Source organism: Mycobacterium sp. pUA109, from assembly GCF_041287095.1.
GTDB lineage: Bacteria > Actinomycetota > Actinomycetes > Mycobacteriales > Mycobacteriaceae > Mycobacterium.
This window is the reverse complement of the sequence record NZ_JBGGKS010000004.1, coordinates 84378-105008: the sequence shown is the minus strand read 5'-3', so window position 1 is coordinate 105008 and position 20631 is coordinate 84378. Positions and strand designations below refer to the sequence as shown.

General features: G+C 69.4%; 20 protein-coding genes and 1 riboswitch. Of the genes, 15 read left to right on the top strand and 5 right to left on the bottom strand.

The annotated features are described in order from the left end of the window. Window positions 1-20 precede the first annotated feature (20 nt). The 3 genes from ACAG26_RS06115 to ACAG26_RS06105 are packed head-to-tail and all read right to left on the bottom strand — an operon-like array spanning window position 21 to window position 1368. Window positions 21-314 carry a DUF503 domain-containing protein gene (locus tag ACAG26_RS06115; protein ID WP_370480479.1) on the bottom strand — a complete coding sequence of 98 codons (294 nt, stop codon included), beginning with the start codon at window positions 312-314 and terminating at the stop codon, window positions 21-23. Between the two features lie 13 nt (window positions 315-327). After that, complete coding sequence (locus ACAG26_RS06110) at window positions 328-858, bottom strand: hypothetical protein (RefSeq protein ID WP_370480478.1); 531 nt, start codon at window positions 856-858, stop codon at window positions 328-330. A 12-nt stretch (window positions 859-870) separates the two neighbouring features. Continuing rightward, window positions 871-1368, bottom strand: a complete 498-nt coding sequence (locus tag ACAG26_RS06105) for a hypothetical protein (RefSeq protein WP_370480477.1) — start codon at window positions 1366-1368, stop codon at window positions 871-873. A 147-nt stretch (window positions 1369-1515) separates the two neighbouring features. On the opposite strand from ACAG26_RS06105, the gene arc reads away from it, so the two are divergent. The 6 genes from arc to ACAG26_RS06075 all read left to right on the top strand — a co-directional run bounded on the left by arc (window position 1516) and on the right by ACAG26_RS06075 (window position 8713). Further along, on the top strand, window positions 1516-3345 hold the full coding sequence (gene arc, locus ACAG26_RS06100; RefSeq protein WP_370480476.1) for a proteasome ATPase: 1830 nt from the start codon (window positions 1516-1518) through the stop codon (window positions 3343-3345). An 89-nt stretch (window positions 3346-3434) separates the two neighbouring features. Further along, window positions 3435-4943: a pup deamidase/depupylase gene (gene dop, locus ACAG26_RS06095; protein ID WP_071025736.1), complete on the top strand. Its 1509-nt coding sequence runs from the start codon at window positions 3435-3437 to the stop codon at window positions 4941-4943. An 88-nt stretch (window positions 4944-5031) separates the two neighbouring features. Further along, window positions 5032-5226: a ubiquitin-like protein Pup gene (locus ACAG26_RS06090; RefSeq protein ID WP_370480475.1), complete on the top strand. Its 195-nt coding sequence runs from the start codon at window positions 5032-5034 to the stop codon at window positions 5224-5226. Continuing rightward, window positions 5223-6110: a proteasome subunit beta gene (gene prcB, locus ACAG26_RS06085; protein ID WP_370480474.1), complete on the top strand. Its 888-nt coding sequence runs from the start codon at window positions 5223-5225 to the stop codon at window positions 6108-6110. Before ACAG26_RS06090 ends, prcB begins: the two co-directional genes overlap by 4 nt. Beyond that, the gene (gene prcA, locus ACAG26_RS06080) at window positions 6107-6862 is read left to right on the top strand and encodes a proteasome subunit alpha (protein ID WP_370480473.1); all 756 of its coding nucleotides are present in this window, start codon (window positions 6107-6109) and stop codon (window positions 6860-6862) included. The genes prcB and prcA overlap by 4 nt, the downstream gene beginning before the upstream one ends. Window positions 6863-6962: 100 nt before the next feature. After that, window positions 6963-7136: riboswitch (M-box (ykoK) riboswitch) on the top strand. Window positions 7137-7222: 86 nt separating this feature from the next. Beyond that, complete coding sequence (locus ACAG26_RS06075) at window positions 7223-8713, top strand: stealth family protein (protein WP_370480721.1); 1491 nt, start codon at window positions 7223-7225, stop codon at window positions 8711-8713. Between the two features lie 17 nt (window positions 8714-8730). Here ACAG26_RS06075 and ACAG26_RS06070 read toward each other — a convergent pair whose 3' ends face one another. Then, entirely contained in the window at window positions 8731-9651 is a 921-nt protein-coding gene (locus ACAG26_RS06070) for a phosphodiesterase (protein ID WP_370480472.1), read from the bottom strand. Window positions 9652-9684: 33 nt separating this feature from the next. Then, complete coding sequence (locus ACAG26_RS06065; protein ID WP_370480471.1) at window positions 9685-10149, bottom strand: peroxiredoxin; 465 nt, start codon at window positions 10147-10149, stop codon at window positions 9685-9687. Window positions 10150-10274: 125 nt separating this feature from the next. On the opposite strand from ACAG26_RS06065, the gene ACAG26_RS06060 reads away from it, so the two are divergent. The 9 genes from ACAG26_RS06060 to ACAG26_RS06020 all read left to right on the top strand — a co-directional run bounded on the left by ACAG26_RS06060 (window position 10275) and on the right by ACAG26_RS06020 (window position 20585). After that, window positions 10275-11810: an anthranilate synthase component I gene (locus ACAG26_RS06060; protein WP_370480470.1), complete on the top strand. Its 1536-nt coding sequence runs from the start codon at window positions 10275-10277 to the stop codon at window positions 11808-11810. Beyond that, complete coding sequence (locus ACAG26_RS06055) at window positions 11803-12480, top strand: TIGR02234 family membrane protein (RefSeq protein WP_370480469.1); 678 nt, start codon at window positions 11803-11805, stop codon at window positions 12478-12480. The genes ACAG26_RS06060 and ACAG26_RS06055 overlap by 8 nt, the downstream gene beginning before the upstream one ends. Window positions 12481-12560: 80 nt before the next feature. Next, window positions 12561-13379: an indole-3-glycerol phosphate synthase TrpC gene (gene trpC, locus ACAG26_RS06050; protein WP_370480468.1), complete on the top strand. Its 819-nt coding sequence runs from the start codon at window positions 12561-12563 to the stop codon at window positions 13377-13379. 14 nt (window positions 13380-13393) lie between these two features. Beyond that, window positions 13394-14665: a tryptophan synthase subunit beta gene (gene trpB / locus ACAG26_RS06045; RefSeq protein WP_370480467.1), complete on the top strand. Its 1272-nt coding sequence runs from the start codon at window positions 13394-13396 to the stop codon at window positions 14663-14665. Beyond that, the gene (trpA, locus tag ACAG26_RS06040) at window positions 14662-15471 is read left to right on the top strand and encodes a tryptophan synthase subunit alpha (protein ID WP_370480466.1); all 810 of its coding nucleotides are present in this window, start codon (window positions 14662-14664) and stop codon (window positions 15469-15471) included. Before trpB ends, trpA begins: the two co-directional genes overlap by 4 nt. Further along, window positions 15471-17600 carry a prolipoprotein diacylglyceryl transferase gene (lgt, locus tag ACAG26_RS06035; protein WP_370480465.1) on the top strand — a complete coding sequence of 710 codons (2130 nt, stop codon included), beginning with the start codon at window positions 15471-15473 and terminating at the stop codon, window positions 17598-17600. The genes trpA and lgt overlap by 1 nt, the downstream gene beginning before the upstream one ends. Window positions 17601-17625: 25 nt before the next feature. Next, window positions 17626-18039: a DUF2752 domain-containing protein gene (locus tag ACAG26_RS06030; protein WP_370480464.1), complete on the top strand. Its 414-nt coding sequence runs from the start codon at window positions 17626-17628 to the stop codon at window positions 18037-18039. Window positions 18040-18264: 225 nt separating this feature from the next. After that, window positions 18265-19683: a pyruvate kinase gene (pyk, locus tag ACAG26_RS06025; RefSeq protein WP_370480463.1), complete on the top strand. Its 1419-nt coding sequence runs from the start codon at window positions 18265-18267 to the stop codon at window positions 19681-19683. 59 nt (window positions 19684-19742) lie between these two features. Next, window positions 19743-20585 carry an acyl-CoA thioesterase II gene (locus tag ACAG26_RS06020; RefSeq protein ID WP_370480720.1) on the top strand — a complete coding sequence of 281 codons (843 nt, stop codon included), beginning with the start codon at window positions 19743-19745 and terminating at the stop codon, window positions 20583-20585. The last annotated feature ends 46 nt before the right edge of the window (window positions 20586-20631 follow it).

The following is a 20631-nucleotide window of genomic DNA, read 5'->3' as shown; positions in this document are numbered from 1 at the left end:
TTCGGGAGCTAGGGCCCCGCCTAGTCGTCGCTGCGGTGCAGGCCGCGGCGCGTGGACAGCAGCTCGATTTCGGGGCGGGCGGCCACCAGCCGTTCGGCGGCGTCGAGCACCTGCACGGCGTGGGCGCGGTCGGCGGACACCGTCGCCACCCCGATGCTGGCCCGCCGGTGCAGGTCCTGGGATCCGGTCTCGGCGGCCGACACGGCGAACTTGCGCTGCAGCTCGGCCACCACCGGGCGCACCACCGACCGTTTCTGCTTGAGCGAATGCACGTCACCGAGCAGCAGGTCGAACTCCAGCCAACCGATCCACATCCCGGTAGGCGGGTCAGCCGGGCGGGCCCGGCGAGGTCGGGGTCGGGGTTTTGCCGAGGTTCAGCAGCATGTCATAGGTGTCCTGGGACAGCTGCCAGCCGCCCTGATGCGGCTTAAATTCCATCGGAATTGAAAACCCGCCGTCGGGTTCGGGTTTGTTGACGGTGACGGTGGCCACCACATCGGCCGGGTTCGCGTCCGACCACGCCAGATCGGTCGCGTCGAAGCTGGGCGGGGTGTACCCGTTGTCCAGTAACGCCTTGGCGAACTTGTCCAGGGTGGCGGCGTCGGCGGGAGTGGCGCCCGCGACGAGGTTCAGTTTGTCGGTGCCCGGTATCCCCGGGTCGGCCAGCCGGTACAGCACCTCGGTGAGGGCCTCCGGCGCCGGCAAGTCCGCGGCGGGTGTCGCCGCCGGTTGCTGCACGGTGCTCGTCGACGGCTCCGGCGCACTCGACTCGGCGGCCGGCGGGTGCGACGAACACCCCGACAGCCCAAGCGCCGCCACAACCGTGGCGGCGCTCAACAGGGCGGTTCGACGTCGCATCCCGCGGGCGGGTCAGCCGGCCGAGGCGGCCTGCAGCAGCGACATGGCCGAGGACCGCGACAGCTTCCAGCCGTCCTGGTTGACGAAGCTGACGGCCAGGGTGCGCGGCGCCATCTGCGGTCCGGACGCGGTGACGTTGGCGGTGGCCGTTCCCGGGCCGCTCGGCGCGATGTTGGCGACGCTGAACTGCAACGGCAGCTGCCCCTTCTGGGCGGCCTTCTGCAGCCGTTTGTCGGCGGCGTGCGCCTCGATCGGGCCGATGCCGCCCTCCACCAGCCCGGATTTGCTGGCAAACGGCACACCGGGGTCGGCGAGGTTGTTGAGCAGGCCGATCAGCTCGTCGGGCGCGGGGACGTCGGGGGCCGGATCCAGCGGAACCGGGATGCCGAAGACCACCGGCTGCACCTCGGACGCCGCTGGGCTCACCGATGCAATAGATGTCACACCGGCGGCGGCCGCTCCGATCGCGGCGACGGCTGCCACGCCCGTGGCTAGGGATTTCAGGGTCACGGCTGTCCTCTCGATCCGACCGATGTAGCAGCAAGGCTAACAGTGTCACCCGTGTGTCGGATTCCTAGTCTGCACATGGATCCGCAATCGCCGGTAGCGTTGAAGTATCCGCCGCGCCAACTTCCGGCATGGGAAAGGAGCGCAACTATGGGTGAGTCAGAGCGTTCTGAATCGTTCGGTGGCCCCCGGCAAACGGGCATGTCCGAGGACGACGCTGCCGAGCTGGAAGAGCTGCGTCGCGAAGCGGCACTGCTGCGCGAGCAACTGGAGCATGCGAGCGGACCGCAGGACGCCGTGCGCAGCAGCCGCGATGTGCATCAGCTCGAGGCGCGCATCGACTCGTTAGCGGCCCGCAACTCCAAGCTGATGGAAACCCTCAAGGAAGCCCGTCAGCAACTGCTGGCGCTGCGCGAGGAGGTCGACCGGCTCGGGCAGCCGCCCAGCGGTTACGGAGTGCTGCTGTGCACCCATGACGACGACACCGTCGACGTGTTCACCTCCGGCCGCAAAATGCGGCTGACCTGCTCACCCAACATCGAGGTCGGCTCGCTGAAGAAGGGCCAGACCGTCCGGCTCAACGAGGCGTTGACCGTGGTGGAGGCCGGCACCTTCGAATCGGTGGGGGAGATCTCCACCCTGCGCGAGATCCTGGCCGACGGGCACCGCGCGCTGGTGGTCGGCCACGCCGACGAGGAGCGCATCGTGTGGCTGGCCGAGCCGCTGGTGGCCGCCGACCTGCCCGAGGGCACCTTCGACGCCCTCGACGACGACCTGCGGCCCCGCAAGCTGCGCCCCGGCGACTCGCTGCTGGTCGACACCAAGGCCGGCTACGCGTTCGAACGCATCCCCAAGGCCGAGGTCGAGGACCTGGTGCTCGAAGAGGTGCCCGACGTCAGCTACAACGACATCGGCGGGTTGGGCCGCCAGATCGAGCAGATCCGCGACGCGGTGGAGCTGCCGTTCCTGCACGGCGAGCTGTACCGCGAGTACATGCTGCGCCCGCCCAAGGGGGTGCTGCTCTACGGCCCGCCCGGCTGCGGGAAGACGCTGATCGCCAAGGCGGTGGCCAACTCGCTGGCCAAAAAGATGGCCGAGGTCCGCGGCGACGACGCCAAGGAAGCCAAGTCCTACTTCCTCAACATCAAGGGCCCCGAGCTGTTGAACAAGTTCGTCGGGGAGACCGAGCGGCACATCCGACTGATCTTCCAGCGGGCCCGGGAGAAGGCCTCCGAAGGCACCCCGGTGATCGTGTTCTTCGACGAGATGGATTCGATCTTCCGCACCCGCGGCACCGGGGTGTCCTCCGATGTGGAGACCACCGTGGTGCCCCAGCTGCTGTCCGAGATCGACGGCGTGGAGGGGCTGGAGAACGTCATCGTCATCGGCGCCTCCAACCGCGAGGACATGATCGACCCGGCGATCCTGCGGCCCGGCCGGCTGGACGTCAAAATCAAGATCGAGCGGCCGGACGCCGAGGCGGCCCAGGACATCTTCTCCAAGTACCTCACCGACGACCTGCCGGTGCACGCCGACGACCTGGCCGAGTTCGGCCACGATCGCACGCTGTGCATCAAGGCGATGATCGAAAAGGTCGTCGACCGGATGTACGCCGAGATCGACGACAACCGGTTCCTGGAGGTCACCTACGCCAACGGTGACAAGGAAGTCATGTACTTCAAGGACTTCAACTCCGGGGCGATGATCCAAAACGTCGTCGACCGGGCGAAGAAGAACGCGATCAAGTCGGTGCTGGAGACCGGCCAGCCCGGTCTGCGCATCCAGCACCTGCTGGATTCGATCGTCGACGAGTTCGCCGAGAACGAGGACCTGCCCAACACCACCAACCCCGATGACTGGGCTCGGATCTCGGGCAAGAAGGGGGAGCGGATCGTCTACATCCGCACCCTGGTCACCGGCAAGAGCTCCAGCGCGAGCCGGGCCATCGACACCGAATCCAACCTGGGCCAGTACCTGTAGACCGCCACTCGTCGAGATCGACGTTAGCGCGCGAAAGTTCGAGTGGACCGCGCGCTAACGTCAATTTCGGCACACCTAGGGTGGACGTCATGCAGCGGATCATCGGGACCGAAGTGGAATACGGCATTTCGTCGCCGTCGGATCCGACCGCCAACCCGATCCTCACCTCGACGCAGGCCGTGCTGGCCTACGCCGCGGCGGCCGGCATCCAACGCGCCAAACGCACCCGCTGGGACTACGAGGTGGAATCTCCGCTGCGTGACGCCCGCGGGTTCGACCTGAGCCGCTCGGCCGGGCCGCCGCCGGTCGTCGACGCCGACGAGGTCGGCGCGGCGAACATGATTTTGACCAACGGGGCGCGGCTGTACGTCGACCACGCCCACCCGGAGTACTCCGCGCCCGAGGTCACCGACCCGCTGGACGCGGTGATCTGGGATAAGGCCGGCGAACGGGTGATGGAGGCCGCCGCCCGGCACGTCGCCAGCGTGCCCGGCGCCGCCAAGCTGCAGTTGTACAAAAACAACGTCGACGGTAAGGGCGCCTCCTACGGGTCACACGAGAACTACCTGATGAGCCGGCAGACGCCGTTTTCGGCCATCATCGCCGGGCTGACCCCGTTCTTCGTGTCCCGTCAGGTGATCACCGGCTCGGGCCGGGTGGGCATCGGTCCGTCCGGGGACGAGCCGGGCTTTCAGCTGTCGCAGCGCGCCGACTACATCGAGGTCGAGGTCGGGCTGGAAACCACCCTGAAGCGCGGCATCATCAACACCCGCGACGAGCCGCACGCCGACGCCGACAAATACCGGCGGCTGCACGTGATCATCGGCGATGCCAACCTCGCCGAGACCTCCACCTACCTCAAGCTGGGCGCCACCTCGCTGGTGCTCGATCTCATCGAGGAGGGGCCCGCGCACGGCATCGACTTGAGCGACCTGGCGCTGGCCCGGCCGGTGCACGCGGTGCATGTGATCAGCCGCGACCCGTCGCTGCGGGCCACCGTGGCGCTGGCCGACGGCCGGGAGCTGACCGGTCTTGCGCTGCAACGCATCTACCTGGACCGGGTGGCCAAGCTGGTCGAGGCCCGTGACCCGGACCCGCGGGCCAACGACATCGTGACGACCTGGGCCAACGTGCTCGACCTGCTGGAACGCGACCCGATGGAGTGCGCGGACCTGCTGGACTGGCCCGCCAAGCTGCGAATCCTGGAGGGGTTCCGGCAACGGGAGAACCTCAGCTGGTCGGCGCCCCGGCTGCACCTGGTTGACCTGCAGTATTCCGATGTCCGGCTGGACAAGGGGCTGTACAACCGGTTGGTCGCGCGGGGTTCCATGCGACGGCTGGTCACCGAACAGCAGGTGCTCAACGCGGTCGATAACCCGCCCACCGACACCCGCGCCTACTTCCGCGGCGAATGCCTGCGCCGGTTCGGCGCCGACATTGCGGCGGCCAGCTGGGACTCGGTGATTTTCGACCTGGGCGGCGACTCGCTGGTGCGGATCCCCACGTTGGAGCCGCTGCGCGGCAGCAAAGCCCACGTGGGGGCGCTGCTGGACTCGGTGGACAGCGCCGTGGAACTGGTGCAACAACTCACTACCTAGAGCCGCAGCAACATCGCCATTGACCGGTAGGGTGGAGAGACCGGCCCCCGCGCGTGATGCGGGGCCGATGACCTAGCAGGAGGCAGCGATGGCTCAGGAGCAGACCAAGCGTGGCGGTGGCGACGGCGACGACGAGGACCTCACCGGCAGCACTGCGGCGGGCCAGGAGCGTCGCGAGAAGCTAGCCGAAGACACCGATGACCTGCTCGACGAGATCGATGACGTGCTCGAGGAGAACGCCGAGGACTTCGTGCGGGCATACGTCCAAAAGGGCGGACAGTGACCTGGCCGTTCCGCGATCATCTGCCCCTCAACTCAGCATTAGCCAATCCGTCGGTCGACCTGTCGTCATTCTCTGAATTCCTGCGGCGTCAGGCGCCGGAACTGCTGCCGACCGGCCTGAGCGCCGGCGGCGCAGGTGAGGGCGCCGCCGGCCAGCTGCCGCACGGCACCACGATCGTCGCGTTGAAATACCCGGGCGGGGTGGTCATCGCCGGGGACCGCCGCTCGACGCAGGGCAATATGATCGCCGGCCGCGACGTGCAGAAGGTGTACGTCACCGACGAGTACACCGCGACCGGTATCGCCGGCACCGCGGCGATCGCCGTCGAGTTCGCCCGGCTCTACGCGGTGGAACTCGAGCATTACGAGAAGCTGGAAGGGGTGCCGCTGACGTTCGCCGGTAAGGTCAACCGGCTGGCGATCATGGTGCGCGGCAACCTCGGTGCGGCGATGCAGGGCCTGGTGGCGTTGCCGCTGCTGGCCGGCTACGACATCGACGCGGACGACCCGCAGACCGCCGGGCGCATCGTGTCGTTCGACGCCGCCGGCGGCTGGAACGTCGAGGAAGAGGGCTACCAGGCGGTGGGCTCGGGCTCGATCTTCGCCAAGTCGTCGATCAAAAAGCTGTACTCGCGGGTGACCGACGCCGATTCGGCGCTCAAGGTCGCCGTGGAGGCGCTGTACGACGCCGCCGACGACGACTCGGCCACCGGCGGACCGGATCTGGTCCGCGGCATCTACCCGACCGCGGTCACCATCGACACCGACGGCGCCGTGGACGTGTCCGAGCAACGGATCGCCGCACTGGCCCGCGAGGTGATCGAAAGCCGAACCCGCGCGGACACCGCCGGTCCCGACAAGCCCAAACGGCGGGGTGCGAAGTGAGTTTTCCGTACTTCATTTCGCCCGAGCAGGCGATGCGCGAGCGCAGCGAGCTCGCGCGCAAGGGCATCGCCCGGGGGCGCAGCGTGGTGGCGCTGGCCTACGCCGACGGGGTGCTGTTCGTCGCGGAGAACCCGTCGCGGTCCCTGCAGAAGATCAGCGAACTCTACGACCGGGTCGGGTTCGCCGCGGCGGGCCGGATCAACGAGTTCGAAAACCTGCGCCGCGGCGGCATCCAGTTCGCCGACACCCGCGGCTACGCCTATGACCGCCGTGATGTCACCGCCCGCCAGCTGGCCAATGTCTACGCCCAAACGCTGGGCACCATCTTCACCGAGCAGGCCAAACCGTATGAGGTGGAGTTGTGCGTGGCCGGGGTCGCCTACCAAGGCCAGTCCAAACCGTCTGAGCTGTACCGGATCACCTATGACGGGTCGATCACCGACGAGCCGCATTTCGTGGTGATGGGCGGCACGACGGAGCCGATCATCGCCGCGCTCAAGGAGTCCTACGCGGAGAACGCCGAACTGGCCGACGCGCTGCGGATCGCCGTCGACGCGCTGAAGAAGACCGACGGCGGCAACGGTTCGGAGCCGCGGCCGCTGGGGCCCGGCACCCTCGAGGTGGCCATCCTGGACGCCAACCGGCCCAAGCGGGCGTTTCGGCGGATCACCCGTTCCGCACTGGAATCCCTGCTGCCGCAGCCGGAAGCGGCGAAGACCGACTCCTCGGAGCCGGACCAACCCGCCGACTGACCCGCGGTAATGGACGGCGAGGGGGGTTCCGGCGGCCGTCCACGGTCTCCAGCCCGACGAAACTCGAGTTGCCGCGTCCGCAAAACGGTGTACCCTCGCGGATGCACCTCGTTAGGCGAGGCTTCTGGCGTGAACACAGGCCACTGATCTGACGACGTCGAGAGACGCCCAAGATCAGGACAGATCTCCCCGGCTTAAGGGGTGATCCCAAGTGGCTTCCCGGCTGTACGGGGATACGTCGCCCAGTGCCAAAGCTCAACGTGTGAGGGCACCGTCGCCGCTCGACCGCTCCGCGGAACCCCTCATTGTGCGCGTGTGAACCGGCATTGAGCGTGGAAGGCAGGTGGACCCGTGACCAGCATGATCGAAGCTCCCGTTGTTGGCTCAACCCATGGGCTGCGCCTGACCCCCTATGAGGGGATGGCGCAGGACCTGGTGTTCCTGCGCGCCGAACTCGACGCGGCAGGTATCCCGTTTCTGCTCATCCGCGGTGCCGACGGGCGTCCCGCCCTGGTCGTGGACATCGCCCGGCGCGCCCGGGTGGCCGAGGTGTTGATGGCCGCCTGCCTGGAAATGCCGTTGCGGGCCAAGGTTTACGACGGGATTGGGCGCCGCTCGGTGTCGCTGGCCGACGGGCTGCTGTCGGTGGCGCCGGACCCGCGGCTGCTGCGGGTGTTCCGTCGCCGCGAATGCCCGCGGTCCGGGCTGCGTTACGGGGCCTCGGCCGGGGTGGAGTTGCAGTTTTGGGTGTTCGACGGCCAGCAGGCCATCTGCCCGATCGAGAACTCCCTGACCCGGAAGGTGCTGCCGCTCAGCGACATCGTCCACACCACGGTGGACCTGCACGGCCACACCTGGCCGACGATCGCCGGGATGTTCACGCCGCACGCCGGTGATATCACGTTCGACATCGACATGGTGTTCTCCTGGGTCGACGGCAACGACCCGGAGTTCCGGGCGCGGCGGTCCGCCGCGATGGCGAATCACGTTGTCGGCGAAGGCGACGACGCCGACGCCCGGATCCGCCAGATCGACGAGCTGCGCTACGCGCTGCGGTCGGTGCACGCCTTCGCGCCGTGGGTGCGCCGCATCTTCATCGCGACCGATTCACCGGTGCCGTCGTGGCTGGCCCCGCACCCCAAGGTCACCATCGTGCGGGCCGAGGAGCATTTCACCGACCTGACCGCGCTGCCGGTGTACAACAGCCACGCGGTGGAGACCCAGCTGCACCACATTCCGGGCCTGGCCGAGCATTTCCTGTACTCCAACGACGACATGTTCTTCGGCCGGCCGCTGTCGCCAGCGATGTTCTTCTCGCCCGGCGGGGTGACGAAGTTCATCGAGGCCGGCACCCGGATCGGGCTGGGCGCCAACCATCCCGACCGCAGCGGCTTCGAGAACGCGGCGCGGGTCAACCGGCAGCTGCTGTGGGAGAAGTTCGGCAAGATCATCACCCGCCACCTGGAGCACACCGCCGCACCGCTGCGTAAGAGCGTGCTGCACGAGCTCGAGGCCGAGTTCCCCGCGGACTTCGCCCGCACCCAGGCGAGCCGGTTCCGGGCCAGCACCGACATCTCGGTCACCAACTCGCTGTACCACTACTACGCCTTGATGAGCGGGCGCGCGGTGCAGCAGGAGGCCGCCAAGATGCTGTACGTGGACACCACGCTGCGCTCGGGGCTGGCGAAACTGCCGGGGCTGCTGAAGAAGCGCAAGGTCGACTTCTTCTGCCTCAACGACGGCAGCTTCCCCGAGGTCGATGCCGCCGAACGGGCCCGGGTGGTCGGCGCGTTTCTGGACAGCTACTTCCCGGTGCCGGCGCCGTGGGAGCGGGTCGCCGCCGACGAGTGAGCGGCAAGCGGCTCGCGCTACGCCCGGGTGGGCTGCTGGGCCACGCGTGGGATACGCGCGGCGGGCAGGATGCTCACCCCGGCGTCGGCCAGCTCCCGGTCCACTGCCGCCGGCGGCACGAACCGCCCCACCGTGGGCCCGGCGGCCAGCGGAACCACGGTGTGTACCACCGTGTCCGGGTAGCAGTGCACCAGGTTGAATGCCTGCGCGCCGTCGCGGCCCCGGGTCCCGGCGCTGAGCAGGTCCTGGGTGTAGCAGGTCGCCGAGGCCACCGAGACGGGGATGCCGGCGAAGGTGGCCGCGGTGGAGTAGTGCAGGTGCCCGGCCAGGATGGCGCGCACATCGGTGCCGTCCAGCACCTCGGCCAGTGCCGCTTGATCGCGGAGTTCCACCAGCGCGGCGAGGTCCTGCACGCTGGGGACCGGCGGGTGGTGCATGGCCAGAATGGTGCCGAACGGGGCGGGCTCGGCCAGTTGCGTGGCTAGCCACTCCAACTGCTGCGCGCTGAGCTCCCCGTGGTGGTGGCCGGGCACCGAGGTGTCCAGCACCACGATCCGCAAACCCGCGATGTCATGCACCCGGTCCATCGGGGCCATGCTCGGCGCCTCACGCAACAGGTGCTGGCGCAGCGCGGCCCGGTCGTCGTGGTTACCCATCACCCAGATGAGCTCGGCGCCAAGGCGAGCGGCCAGCGGTTCGACCAATTCGCGCAGCGCGCGGTAGGCGTCGGGCTGGCCGGTGTCGGCGAGATCCCCGGTGAATATCAACGCGTCTGGGCGCGCCCGGGAGCCCTCAAGCCGCTCCAGCAGCTCGGATAACCGGGCTTGGGCGTCGACGTCGCCGTACAGGTCGCCGTCGCCGGCGATCAGATGGGTGTCGCTGAGATGCGCGATGACATGGTCCGGCCGCGGATGTTCCGCGGCCCTGGGACTGCCCACCTTTGCGACTGTACCGGAACGGCGGGTCAACACTTAGGACGCCGAGCGGGCCCGCAGCGTCTCCAGCGCCTTGTCGGCGTGGGTGTCCATGGAGAATTCGCTGGCGATGACGTCGAGCACCGTGCGGTCGGTGTCGATGACGAACGTGGTCCGCTTGACCGGCATCAGCTTGCCGAGCAGGCCCCGCTTGACGCCGAACTGCGCGGCGACGGTGCCGTCGCTGTCCGACAGCAGCGGGTAGTCGAAGCCCTGCTGGTCGGCGAACTTGGCCTGCTTGGCCACCGCATCGGCGCTGATCCCGACCCGGCTGGCGCCCAGCGCGGCGAACTCGGACGCCAAATCCCGGAAGTGGCAGGCCTCCTTGGTGCATCCGGGGGTCATCGCCGCCGGGTAGAAAAACAGCACCACCGGCCCGTCGGCGAGGAGGGCGCTGAGCCGACGCGGGGCGCCGGTTTGGTCGGGAAGCTCGAAGTCGGCCACGGTGTCACCAGTTTTCATGGCCGTCACGCTACGCCGGTGCCCGGCTGCGCCGCGCTGGCGATCGGCACGGGGTCCGATGGTGGCGACCCGCTGCGCCCGGCTGCGCCGCGCTGGCGATCGGCACGGTCTGGGAAGATGTACGCGTGCACGACGCCACCCTCGCCGCAACGACCTCCCGGGCGGACTTCCGGGCGCTGGCCGCCGAGCACCGCGTGGTTCCGGTGACCCGCAAGGTGTTGGCCGACGCCGAGACGCCGTTGTCGGCCTACCGCAAGCTCGCCGGCAACCGGCCGGGCACCTTCCTGCTGGAGTCGGCGGAAAACGGCCGGTCCTGGTCGCGGTGGTCGTTCATCGGGGCGGGGGCGCCGTCGGCGTTGACGGTGCGCGACGGTGCAGCGGTCTGGTTGGGCACCACCCCGCGCGACGCCCCGGCCGGCGGGGACCCGCTGGCGGCGCTGCGCGCCACCCTGGCGCTGTTGGCGACCGGCGCACCGCATGGGCTGCCGCCGCTGTCCGGCGGCATGGTCGGGTTCTTCAGCTACGACCTGGTGCGCCGCCTGGAGCGGCTGCCGGAGCTGACCGTCGACGATCTGGGCCTGCCGGACATGCTGCTGTTGTTGGCTACCGACGTCGCGGCCGTCGACCACCACGAGGGCACCATCACCCTGATCGCCAACGCGGTGAACTGGAACGGCACCGACGAGCGGGTCGACGAGGCCTACGACGACGCGGTGGCCCGGCTGGACGTGATGACCGCGGCGCTGGGCCAGCCGCTGCCGTCGACGGTGGCCACCTTCAGCCGCCCCGAGCCGCGGCACCGGTCGCAACGCACCGTGGAGGAGTATGGGGCGATCGTGCAGCGCCTGGTGGCCGAGATCGAGGCCGGTGAGGCGTTCCAGGTGGTGCCGTCGCAGCGGTTCGAGATGGACACCGCCGTCGACCCCATTGACGTGTACCGGATGCTGCGGGTGTCCAACCCCAGCCCGTACATGTACCTGCTGCAGATCCCCGCCGAGGACGGGTCGCGGGCGTTTTCCATCGTCGGATCCAGCCCGGAGGCGCTGGTCACCGTGCAGGACGGCTGGGCGACCACCCACCCGATCGCCGGCACCCGGTGGCGCGGGCAGACCGAGGAGGAAGACCAGCTGCTGGAAAAGGAGCTGCTCGCCGACGACAAGGAGCGCGCCGAGCACCTGATGCTGGTCGACCTGGGCCGCAACGACCTGGGCCGGGTGTGCGTGCCGGGCACGGTGCGCGTCGAGGACTACAGCCACATCGAGCGCTACAGCCACGTCATGCACCTGGTGTCCACGGTGACCGGCATGCTCGCCGAGGACCGCACCGCGTTGGACGCGGTGACCGCCTGTTTCCCGGCCGGCACCCTGTCCGGGGCGCCCAAGGTGCGGGCCATGGAGCTCATCGAGGAAGTCGAGCAGACCCGGCGCGGGCTGTACGGCGGCGTGGTCGGCTACCTGGACTTCGCCGGCAACGCCGATTTCGCGATCGCGATCCGCACCGCGTTGATGCGCGACGGCACCGCCTACGTGCAGGCCGGCGGCGGGGTGGTGGCCGACTCCAACGGCCCCTACGAGTACACCGAGGCCACCAACAAGGCCCGCGCGGTGCTGGGTGCGATCGCCGCCGCCGAGACGCTCACCGTGCCCAGCGCCGATGGCTGACTCGGCCCCCGGTCGGCGCCCCCAGCTGGCGATCTACCTCGCCCAGCTGCTGCTGGTCCTCGCCGCCGGGGCGCTGTGGGCGGCGTCGCGGCTGCCCTGGGTGGTGCTGGTGACCCAGCCGTTCAACGGGCTGGGCCAGCCCAAGACCACCACGTTGACCGGGGCGGCCTGGTCCACCGCGCTGGTGCCGCTGGCGGTGGTCGCGCTGGCGGCGGCCGTGGCCGCCGTCGCGGTGCGCGGCTGGCCGCTGCGGGTGCTCGCGGTGCTGGTCGCCGCCGCCAGCCTGGCCACCGGCTACCTCGCCATCAGCCTGTGGACGGTGCGGGACGTGGCCGAGCGGGCCGCCGACCTCGCGCACCTGGAGGTGGTCACGCTGGTGGGCAGCGAGCGCCGGTCGGTGGGCGCGGCGCTCACCCTGGTGGCGGCGGTGTGCACGCTGCTCGCCGCGGCGTTGCTGATGCGGGCGGCGGCACGGGCGGTGACCACCAAATACGTCGCCCCCGCGGCCCGGCGTTCGCTGGCCCACAGCGACGACGCCGAGGCGGGGATGACCGAGCGGATGCTCTGGGATGCCCTGGATGAGGGTGGTGACCCGACCGAACGGACCGCGGAGCCGACGGACACGCCCGATGGCCAGCACGGCTCCGGCTCCGACACCGAGGGGCGGTGACGGCCGGTGGCCCGGCGACAGTTACCCTTCGATGGACGTCTTCGCGACGCGTTTCCGACCCCAGGAAGGGACCGACAGGCATGAGTTCGGCGACCGTGCTCGACTCCATCATCGAGGGAGTTCGCGCCGATGTCGCCGCCCGCGAATCGGTCGTCAGCCTGTCCGAGATTAAGGCGGCCGCCAAGGCGGCGCCACCGCCGCTGGACGTGCTGGCGGTGCTGCGCGAACCCGGAATCGGTGTCATCGCCGAGGTCAAGCGCGCCAGCCCGTCGGCCGGCCAGCTCGCGTCCATCGACGACCCGGCCCAGCTGGCCCGCGCCTACCAGGAGGGCGGCGCGCGGATCATCAGCGTGCTGACCGAGCAGCGGCGGTTCAACGGCTCGCTCGACGACCTCGACGCGGTGCGCGCGGCGGTATCGATCCCGGTGCTGCGTAAAGACTTTGTGATGTCGCCGTATCAGATTCACGAGGCCCGCGCCCACGGCGCGGACATGCTGCTGCTGATCGTGGCGGCGCTGGACCAGCCCGCGCTGGTGGCGATGCTGGAGCGCACCGAATCGCTGGGGATGACCGCGCTGGTCGAGGTCCACACCGAGGAGGAGGCCGACCGCGCGTTGCAGGCCGAGGCCAAGGTGATCGGGGTGAACGCCCGCGACCTGAGAACCCTGCAGGTGGACCGGGATTGCTTCGCGCGGATCGCTCCGGGGCTGCCCACCGACGTGATCCGCATCGCCGAGTCCGGGGTGCGCGGCACCGCCGACCTGCTGGCCTACGCCGGCGCCGGCGCCGACGCGGTGTTGGTCGGGGAGGGCCTGGTGACCAGCGGCGATCCCCGCGCGGCCGTCGCGGATCTGGTGACCGCCGGTAGGCACCCGTCCTGCCCGAAGCCGGCCCGCTAGCTCGAGCCGCAGCGATGGCAGATCTGCTCGGCCCGGACCTTCCCCGATCCAGCGCGGCCGTTACCGAACCCACCCACCACGACCCCGATGCGCGTGGTCATTTCGGCAGCTACGGCGGCCGGTATGTGCCCGAGGCGCTGATGGGGGTGATCGAGGAAGTCACCGCCGCCTACGACAAGGTGCGCACCGACCAGGAGTTCCTCGACACCCTCGACAAGTTGCAGCGGCACTACAGCGGCCGGCCCTCACCGCTGTATGAGGCCGTCCGGCTGTCCGAGCACGCCGGCGGCGCCCGCCTCTTCCTCAAACGAGAAGACTTGAACCACACCGGTTCTCACAAGATCAACAACGTGCTCGGGCAGGCGCTGCTGGCGAAGCACATGGGCAAGACCCGGGTGATCGCCGAGACCGGCGCGGGCCAACACGGGGTGGCCACCGCCACCGCCTGCGCGTTGCTCGGCTTGGACTGCGTGGTGTACATGGGCGCCGTCGACACCGAACGCCAGGCGCTCAACGTCGCCCGGATGCGGCTGTTGGGGGCCGAGGTGGTCTCGGTGCAGGCCGGGTCAAAAACCTTGAAGGACGCCATCAACGAGGCGTTCCGGGACTGGGTCACCAACGCCGAGAACACCTACTACTGCTTCGGCACCGCCGCCGGCCCGCACCCGTTCCCGACCATGGTCCGGGACTTTCAGCGCATCATCGGCCTGGAGACCCGGGTGCAGATCCAAGACCAGGCCGGGCGGTTGCCCGACGCGGTGACCGCGTGCGTGGGCGGGGGATCCAACGCCATCGGCATCTTCCACGCGTTCCTCGACGATCCGCAGGTCCGGCTGGTCGGGTTCGAGGCCGCGGGCGACGGTGTGGCCACCGGGCGGCATGCCGCCACCTTCACCGGCGGGTCGCCGGGGGCGTTTCAGGGATCGTTTTCCTACCTGCTGCAAGACGAGGACGGCCAGACCGTCGAATCCCACTCCATCTCCGCGGGCCTGGACTACCCCGGGGTGGGGCCCGAGCACGCCTGGCTGCGGGACAACGGACGCACCGAGTACCGGCCCATCACCGACGCCGAGGCGATGGACGCCTTCCGGCTGCTGTGCCGCACCGAGGGCATCATCCCGGCCATCGAATCCGCGCACGCGGTGGCCGGTGCGCTGCAGTTGGGCGCCGAATTGGGCCCCGGTGCGCTCATCGTGGTGAATCTGTCCGGCCGCGGCGACAAGGACGTCGAGACGGCGGCCACCTGGTTTGGCCTGCTCGACCAGAACGGCGGTGGCCCGCGGTGACCCTGCAGCAACGCCAAACCAGCAAGCTGGCACCACTTTTCGAGGGTTGCCGCCGCGATGACCGGGCGGCGCTGATCGGCTACCTGCCCACCGGGTATCCCGATGTGCCGACGTCGGTGACCGCGATGACCGCGCTGGTGGAATCGGGGTGCGACCTCATCGAAGTCGGAGTCCCGTATTCGGATCCCGGCATGGACGGGCCGACGATCGCCGCCGCCACCGAGGCCGCGCTGCACGGCGGTGTGCGGGTGCGCGACACCCTGGCCGCGGTCGAGGCGATCAGCGCGGCCGGCGGACGCGCGGTGGTGATGACCTACTGGAACCCGGTGCTGCGCTACGGCGTTGACGCGTTCGCCCGCGATCTGGCCGCGGCCGGGGGACAGGGCATGATCACGCCCGACCTGATTCCCGACGAGGCCGAGGCGTGGCTGGCGGCGTCCGAGCAGCACGGCCTGGACCGGATCTTCCTGGTGGCGCCGTCGTCAACACCGCAGCGGCTGGCCGCCACCGTGGAGGCGTCGCGGGGCTTCGTCTACGCGGCGTCGACGATGGGGGTCACCGGTGCCCGCGACGCGGTGTCCCACGCCGCGCCCGAATTGGTGCGCCGGGTCAGGGAGGTGTCCGACATTCCGGTGGGGGTGGGTTTGGGTGTGCGGTCCGGTCAGCAGGCCACCGAAATCGGCAGTTACGCCGACGGCGTCATCGTCGGCTCGGCGTTGGTGTCGGCACTGACCGACGGGCTGCCGGCGCTGCGTGCCCTCACCCAGGAACTCGCCGCCGGTGTGCGCCAAAGGATCTCCGCGTGATGACGACGACGTTGTTGGCGTCCTTCCCCAGCCCGAGCCGGGGTGTGTGGCATCTGGGTCCGGTGCCGATCCGGGCCTACGCGCTGTGCATCATCGTCGGCATCATCGCCGCCCTGGTGATCGGCGATCGGCGTTGGGCCGCCCGCGGCGGCGAGCGCGGGGTGATCTACGACATCGCGCTGTGGGCCGTCCCGTTCGGCTTGCTCGGGGGTCGGCTCTACCACCTGATCACCGATTGGCGCACCTATTTCGGCCCCACCGGCGCCGGTGCCGACGCGGCGCTGCGCATCTGGGACGGCGGCCTGGGGATCTGGGGCGCGGTCGCCCTCGGCGGGGTGGGGGCCTGGATCGGTTGTCGTCGCCGTTCGATTCCGTTGCCGGCCTTCGGCGACGCGATCGCCCCGGGAATCGTGTTGGCGCAGGCCATCGGCCGGCTGGGTAACTACTTCAACCAGGAACTCTACGGCCGGGAAACGACGGTGCCGTGGGGGATGGAGATCTTCTACCGGCGCGACCCCTCCGGCATCGTGGACGTGCACTCCCTGGACGGGGTGTCGACCGGGCAGGTCGCCGAGGTTGTCCAACCGACGTTCCTGTACGAATTGCTCTGGAATGTCCTGATCTTCGTGGTGCTGATCTACGTCGACCGCCGGTTCAAGATCGGCCACGGTCGGCTGTTCGCGCTGTACGTCGCCGGCTACTGCGTCGGGCGGTTCGGCATCGAGTTGCTGCGCAACGACCCTGCGACCCTGATCGACGGCATCCGGGTCAACTCCTTCACGTCAATGTTCGTGTTCATCGGGGCGGTGGTCTACATCGTGTTGGCGCCTCGGGGCCGTGAGGACCCGGATGCGCTGCGCGCCACCTGGATGACCGACGAGGAGCCCGAATCGGACACCGAGCGGGTCACTGTCCCGGCGGCGGTCGCCGCGGGCCTCGGTGCCGACGATTTCGGGCCCGACATCGAGCCCAGCGAGGCCGAAGCCGCGGACCAGGTCGAGGAGTTTCCGACCGGACCCGATGAGGTCGTCGAAGAGGCGGCGGCAGCCGAGGAGGGTGAGGCCGAAACCGAGGAGCCGGCCGAGCCCGAAGCGGCCGAGGAATCGGCAGCAGAAGAGGGCGAAGCCGACGCCATCGAGGTGGTGGAGGCCGGGGAGGCGGCTGCCGAGGAATCCCTGGCCGACGCCGACGAGGAGTCCGCGGAACAGCCGGAGTCTGAGGCGGCCGAGGAACCGGTGTCCGATGACGCCGAGGCGGAGGCCGAGGACGTCGAGACGTTAGACGCCGAAGAGGCGGTCGCCGAGCAGACCGCGGGGGAGTCGCCGGCTCAGGAGTCCGACGAGCAGGCTACCGGCGAGCTGGTGTCCGATGAAGCCGAGGCCGAGGCTGAGGACGCCGGGGCTGAGGACGCCGAGGCCCTCGAGATTCAAGAGCCGACTGCCGACCAGGCGGCCGACGAGGCGCCCGTAGAGCCCGTTGGTGATGAAGCCGCGGCTGACTCCGATGAACTGGCCGATGAAGGCGATGGTGCGGCCGAAGGCGACGAGGCGGTAGAGGCCGAAGCCGCGGCTCGCGAAGAGTTCGCTGAGGAGTCGCAGCCCGAGTCCGACGCGGTCGAGGAGACGTCTGAGGACGTCGAGGCGTTGGACGCCGAAGAAGGAGTCGCCGACGAGGCCCCCGCGGAGTCGCCGGCTGCGGAGTCACTGGCTGACGCCGATGAAGCCGACGTCGAGGCCGAGCCGGCCGCTGAGGAAGCCGACGCTGGGGTTGCTCCTGAGGAGCCGGTAGAGGCCGACGAGTCGCCCGCAGACGAGACCGCGGACGAGTCCCCGGTCGATGCCGAACAGGCTGAGCTTGAGGTGGCCGAGGAGGACGATGACACGGCCGAGGACGGCGAGGCGGTAGAGCCTGCCGAGGCAGCTGACGGCGAGACCACCGAGCAGTCCGAGGAACAACCCGAGCCTGACGTGGTCCAGGAGCCGGCGTCCGATGACGGTGACGCCGAGACCGAGGACGGCGAGGCGGAAGAGCCCGAAGAGACCCCCTCGGACGCAGCGACCCCGACGTACACCCCTGCTCCGCAGCCACGGGGCCGCTGGTTGAGCAGGCTCAGAAGGCGCCGAGGATAAGCCGCCGTTCTGGCATGCTGGCACCATGACCGGCTCGTCCCAGCGTGTCGCCAGCCGCCGCCGGCTGTATCCGGGCTTGGGCACCGGCGTGCTGCTGGCGGGCGCCCTCGGCTACGTCGGGCTCGTCGACCCGCACCAACCCGATTCGCTGTTCCCGCTGTGCCCGTTTCGGCTACTGACCGGCTGGAATTGCCCCGCCTGCGGCGGGCTGCGCATGACCCACGATCTGCTGCACGGACACCTGGCGGCGGCCGTCATGGACAACGTTTTCCTGCTCGTGGGCCTGCCCGCACTGGCGGCATGGATGCTGCTGCGCCGGCACCGCGGGGCGCCGGTGCTACCGATCCCGGCCGCCGTGACCGTCGCCGTCCTAGCGATTGCCTGGACCGTGCTGCGCAATCTGCCCGGCTTCCCGCTCGTCCCCACACTGGCGGGTTAGCGGCCGCTGTCCGGGCGCCGAGTGTGCATCCATGGCGGGAATTCGGCCGAAACGCCGCCATGCACGCACGTTCGGCGCGGCGGACCCCTTCCCGGTGGGCGCCACCCCGCCACTTCGCTGAGCGTGCGGCGGTGGCGGCGTTTCGGCCGATTCTTCGCCGTGTGTTCACACTCGGTGAGACTGCGCGGCGCGGGAACGCTGCGCGGCCGCGACTATGCTGACGGAGTGACTAGACGCGGCAAGATCGTCTGTACCCTCGGCCCGGCCACCAGCAGCGATGAGATGGTGAAATCGCTGGTCGAGGCCGGGATGGACGTCGCCCGAATGAACTTCAGCCACGGCGATTACGCCGACCACAAGGCCGCCTACGAGCGGGTCCGCGCCGCCTCGGATGCCACCGGCCGGGCCGTCGGCGTCCTCGCCGACCTGCAGGGCCCCAAGATCCGGCTGGGGCGTTTTGCCGAAGGCGCGACGCACTGGGCCAACGGCGAAACGGTGCGGATCACCACCAACGACTGCGTGGGCACCCACGATCGGGTGTCGACCACCTACAAGCAGTTGGCCACAGACGCGGCCGCCGGCGACCGGGTGCTGGTTGACGACGGCAACGTCGCGCTGGTGGTCGACCGCATCGAAGGTGACGACGTGATCTGCACGGTCACCGAGGGCGGCCGGGTCAGCAACAACAAGGGCATGTCGCTGCCGGGGATGAACGTGTCGGCCCCGGCCCTGTCGGAGAAGGACGTCGAGGACCTGGAGTTCGCCTTGAACCTCGGGGTCGACCTGGTGGCGCTGTCGTTCGTGCGGTCGCCGTCGGATGTCGAACTGGTGCATGCGGTGATGGACCGGGTCGGGCGGCGGGTCCCGGTGATCGCCAAGCTGGAGAAACCGGAGGCCATCGACAACCTGGAAGCCGTGGTGCTGGCCTTCGACGCGGTGATGGTGGCGCGCGGCGACCTGGGGGTGGAGCTGCCGCTGGAAGAGGTTCCGCTGGTGCAGAAGCGGGCGATCCAGATGGCCCGCGAGAACGCCAAACCGGTGATCGTGGCGACCCAGATGCTCGAGTCGATGATCGAGAATTCGCGGCCCACCCGGGCCGAGGCCTCCGATGTCGCCAACGCCGTGCTCGACGGCACCGACGCGGTGATGCTGTCCGGGGAGACCGCGGTCGGTAAGCACCCGCTGGAGGCGGTGCGCACGATGAGCCGGATCGTGTGCGCGGTCGAGCAGAATTCCACCGCGGCCCCGCCACTGACGCATGTGCCGCGCACCAAGCGCGGCGTGATCTCCTACGCGGCAAGGGATATCGGGGAGCGGCTGGACGCCAAGGCGTTGGTCGCGTTCACCCAGTCCGGTGACACGGTGCGCCGGCTGGCTCGGCTGCACACCCCGTTGCCGTTGCTGGCGTTCACCGCGCTGCCCGAGATCCGCAGCCAGCTGGCGATGACCTGGGGCACCGAGACGTTCATCGTGCCGGCCATGCAGTCCACCGACGGCATGATCCGCCAGGTGGACAAGTCGCTGCTGGAGCTGGGCCGCTACCAGCGTGGCGACCAGGTGGTCATCGTCGCCGGGGCACCCCCGGGCACGGTGGGCTCCACCAACCTGATCCACGTGCACCGGATCGGCGAGGACGACGTCTAGTGCCGGCCAGTAGCGAGCCGACCGCGCATCCCGAATCGAATCCCGATTTCGAGGAACTGATGGCGGTGCTGGACCTCAACCGCATCGGCGACGACGTGTTCATCGGGTCGCACCCCAGCAAAACCCCGCTGCGGACGTTCGGCGGGCAGCTGATGGCCCAATCGTTTGTGGCCAGCAGCCGCACGTTGCTGCGCGAGTTGCCGCCCAACGCGCTGTCGATCCACTTCATCAACGGCGGTGACCCCGCCAAGGACATCGAGTTCCGGGTGGTGCGGTTGCGTGACGAGCGCCGTTTCGCCAACCGGCGAGTCGACGCGATCCAGGACGGCACCCTGCTGGCGACCGCGATGATCTCCTACCTTTCCGGCGGTGCCGGGTTGGAGCACAGCATCGAACCGCCCCAGGTCGCCGAACCGGACACGCTGCCCAAGATCAGAGATCTGCTGCGCGGCTACGAAGACACCGTCCCGGGTTTCGTGAACGCGTTGCACCCGATCGAGTGGCGCTACACCAACGACCCGGCGTGGGTGATGCGGGATAAGGGCGAGCGGCTGGACCACAACCGGGTGTGGATCAAAGCCGACGGGCCGCTGCCCGAGGACCCGACGCTGCACACCGCGGTGCTGGTGTATTCCTCGGACACCACGGTGCTGGATTCCATCATCACCACCCACGGCCTGTCCTGGGGTTTCGACCGGATCTTCGCGGCCAGCGCCAACCACACGGTGTGGTTTCACCGCCAGGTCCGCTTCGATGACTGGGTGCTGTATTCCACGTCGTCGCCGGTGGCGACCGACTCCCGCGGGCTGGGCAGCGGCTACTTCTTCGACCGGTCCGGGCAGCTGGTGGCCACGGTCGTGCAGGAGGGCATCCTGAAATACTTCCCCGGCTCGCGCCGATAAGCCCGGTAGCGGCGGTCGGCAACGATTCGATTGCGACGCAATTGGC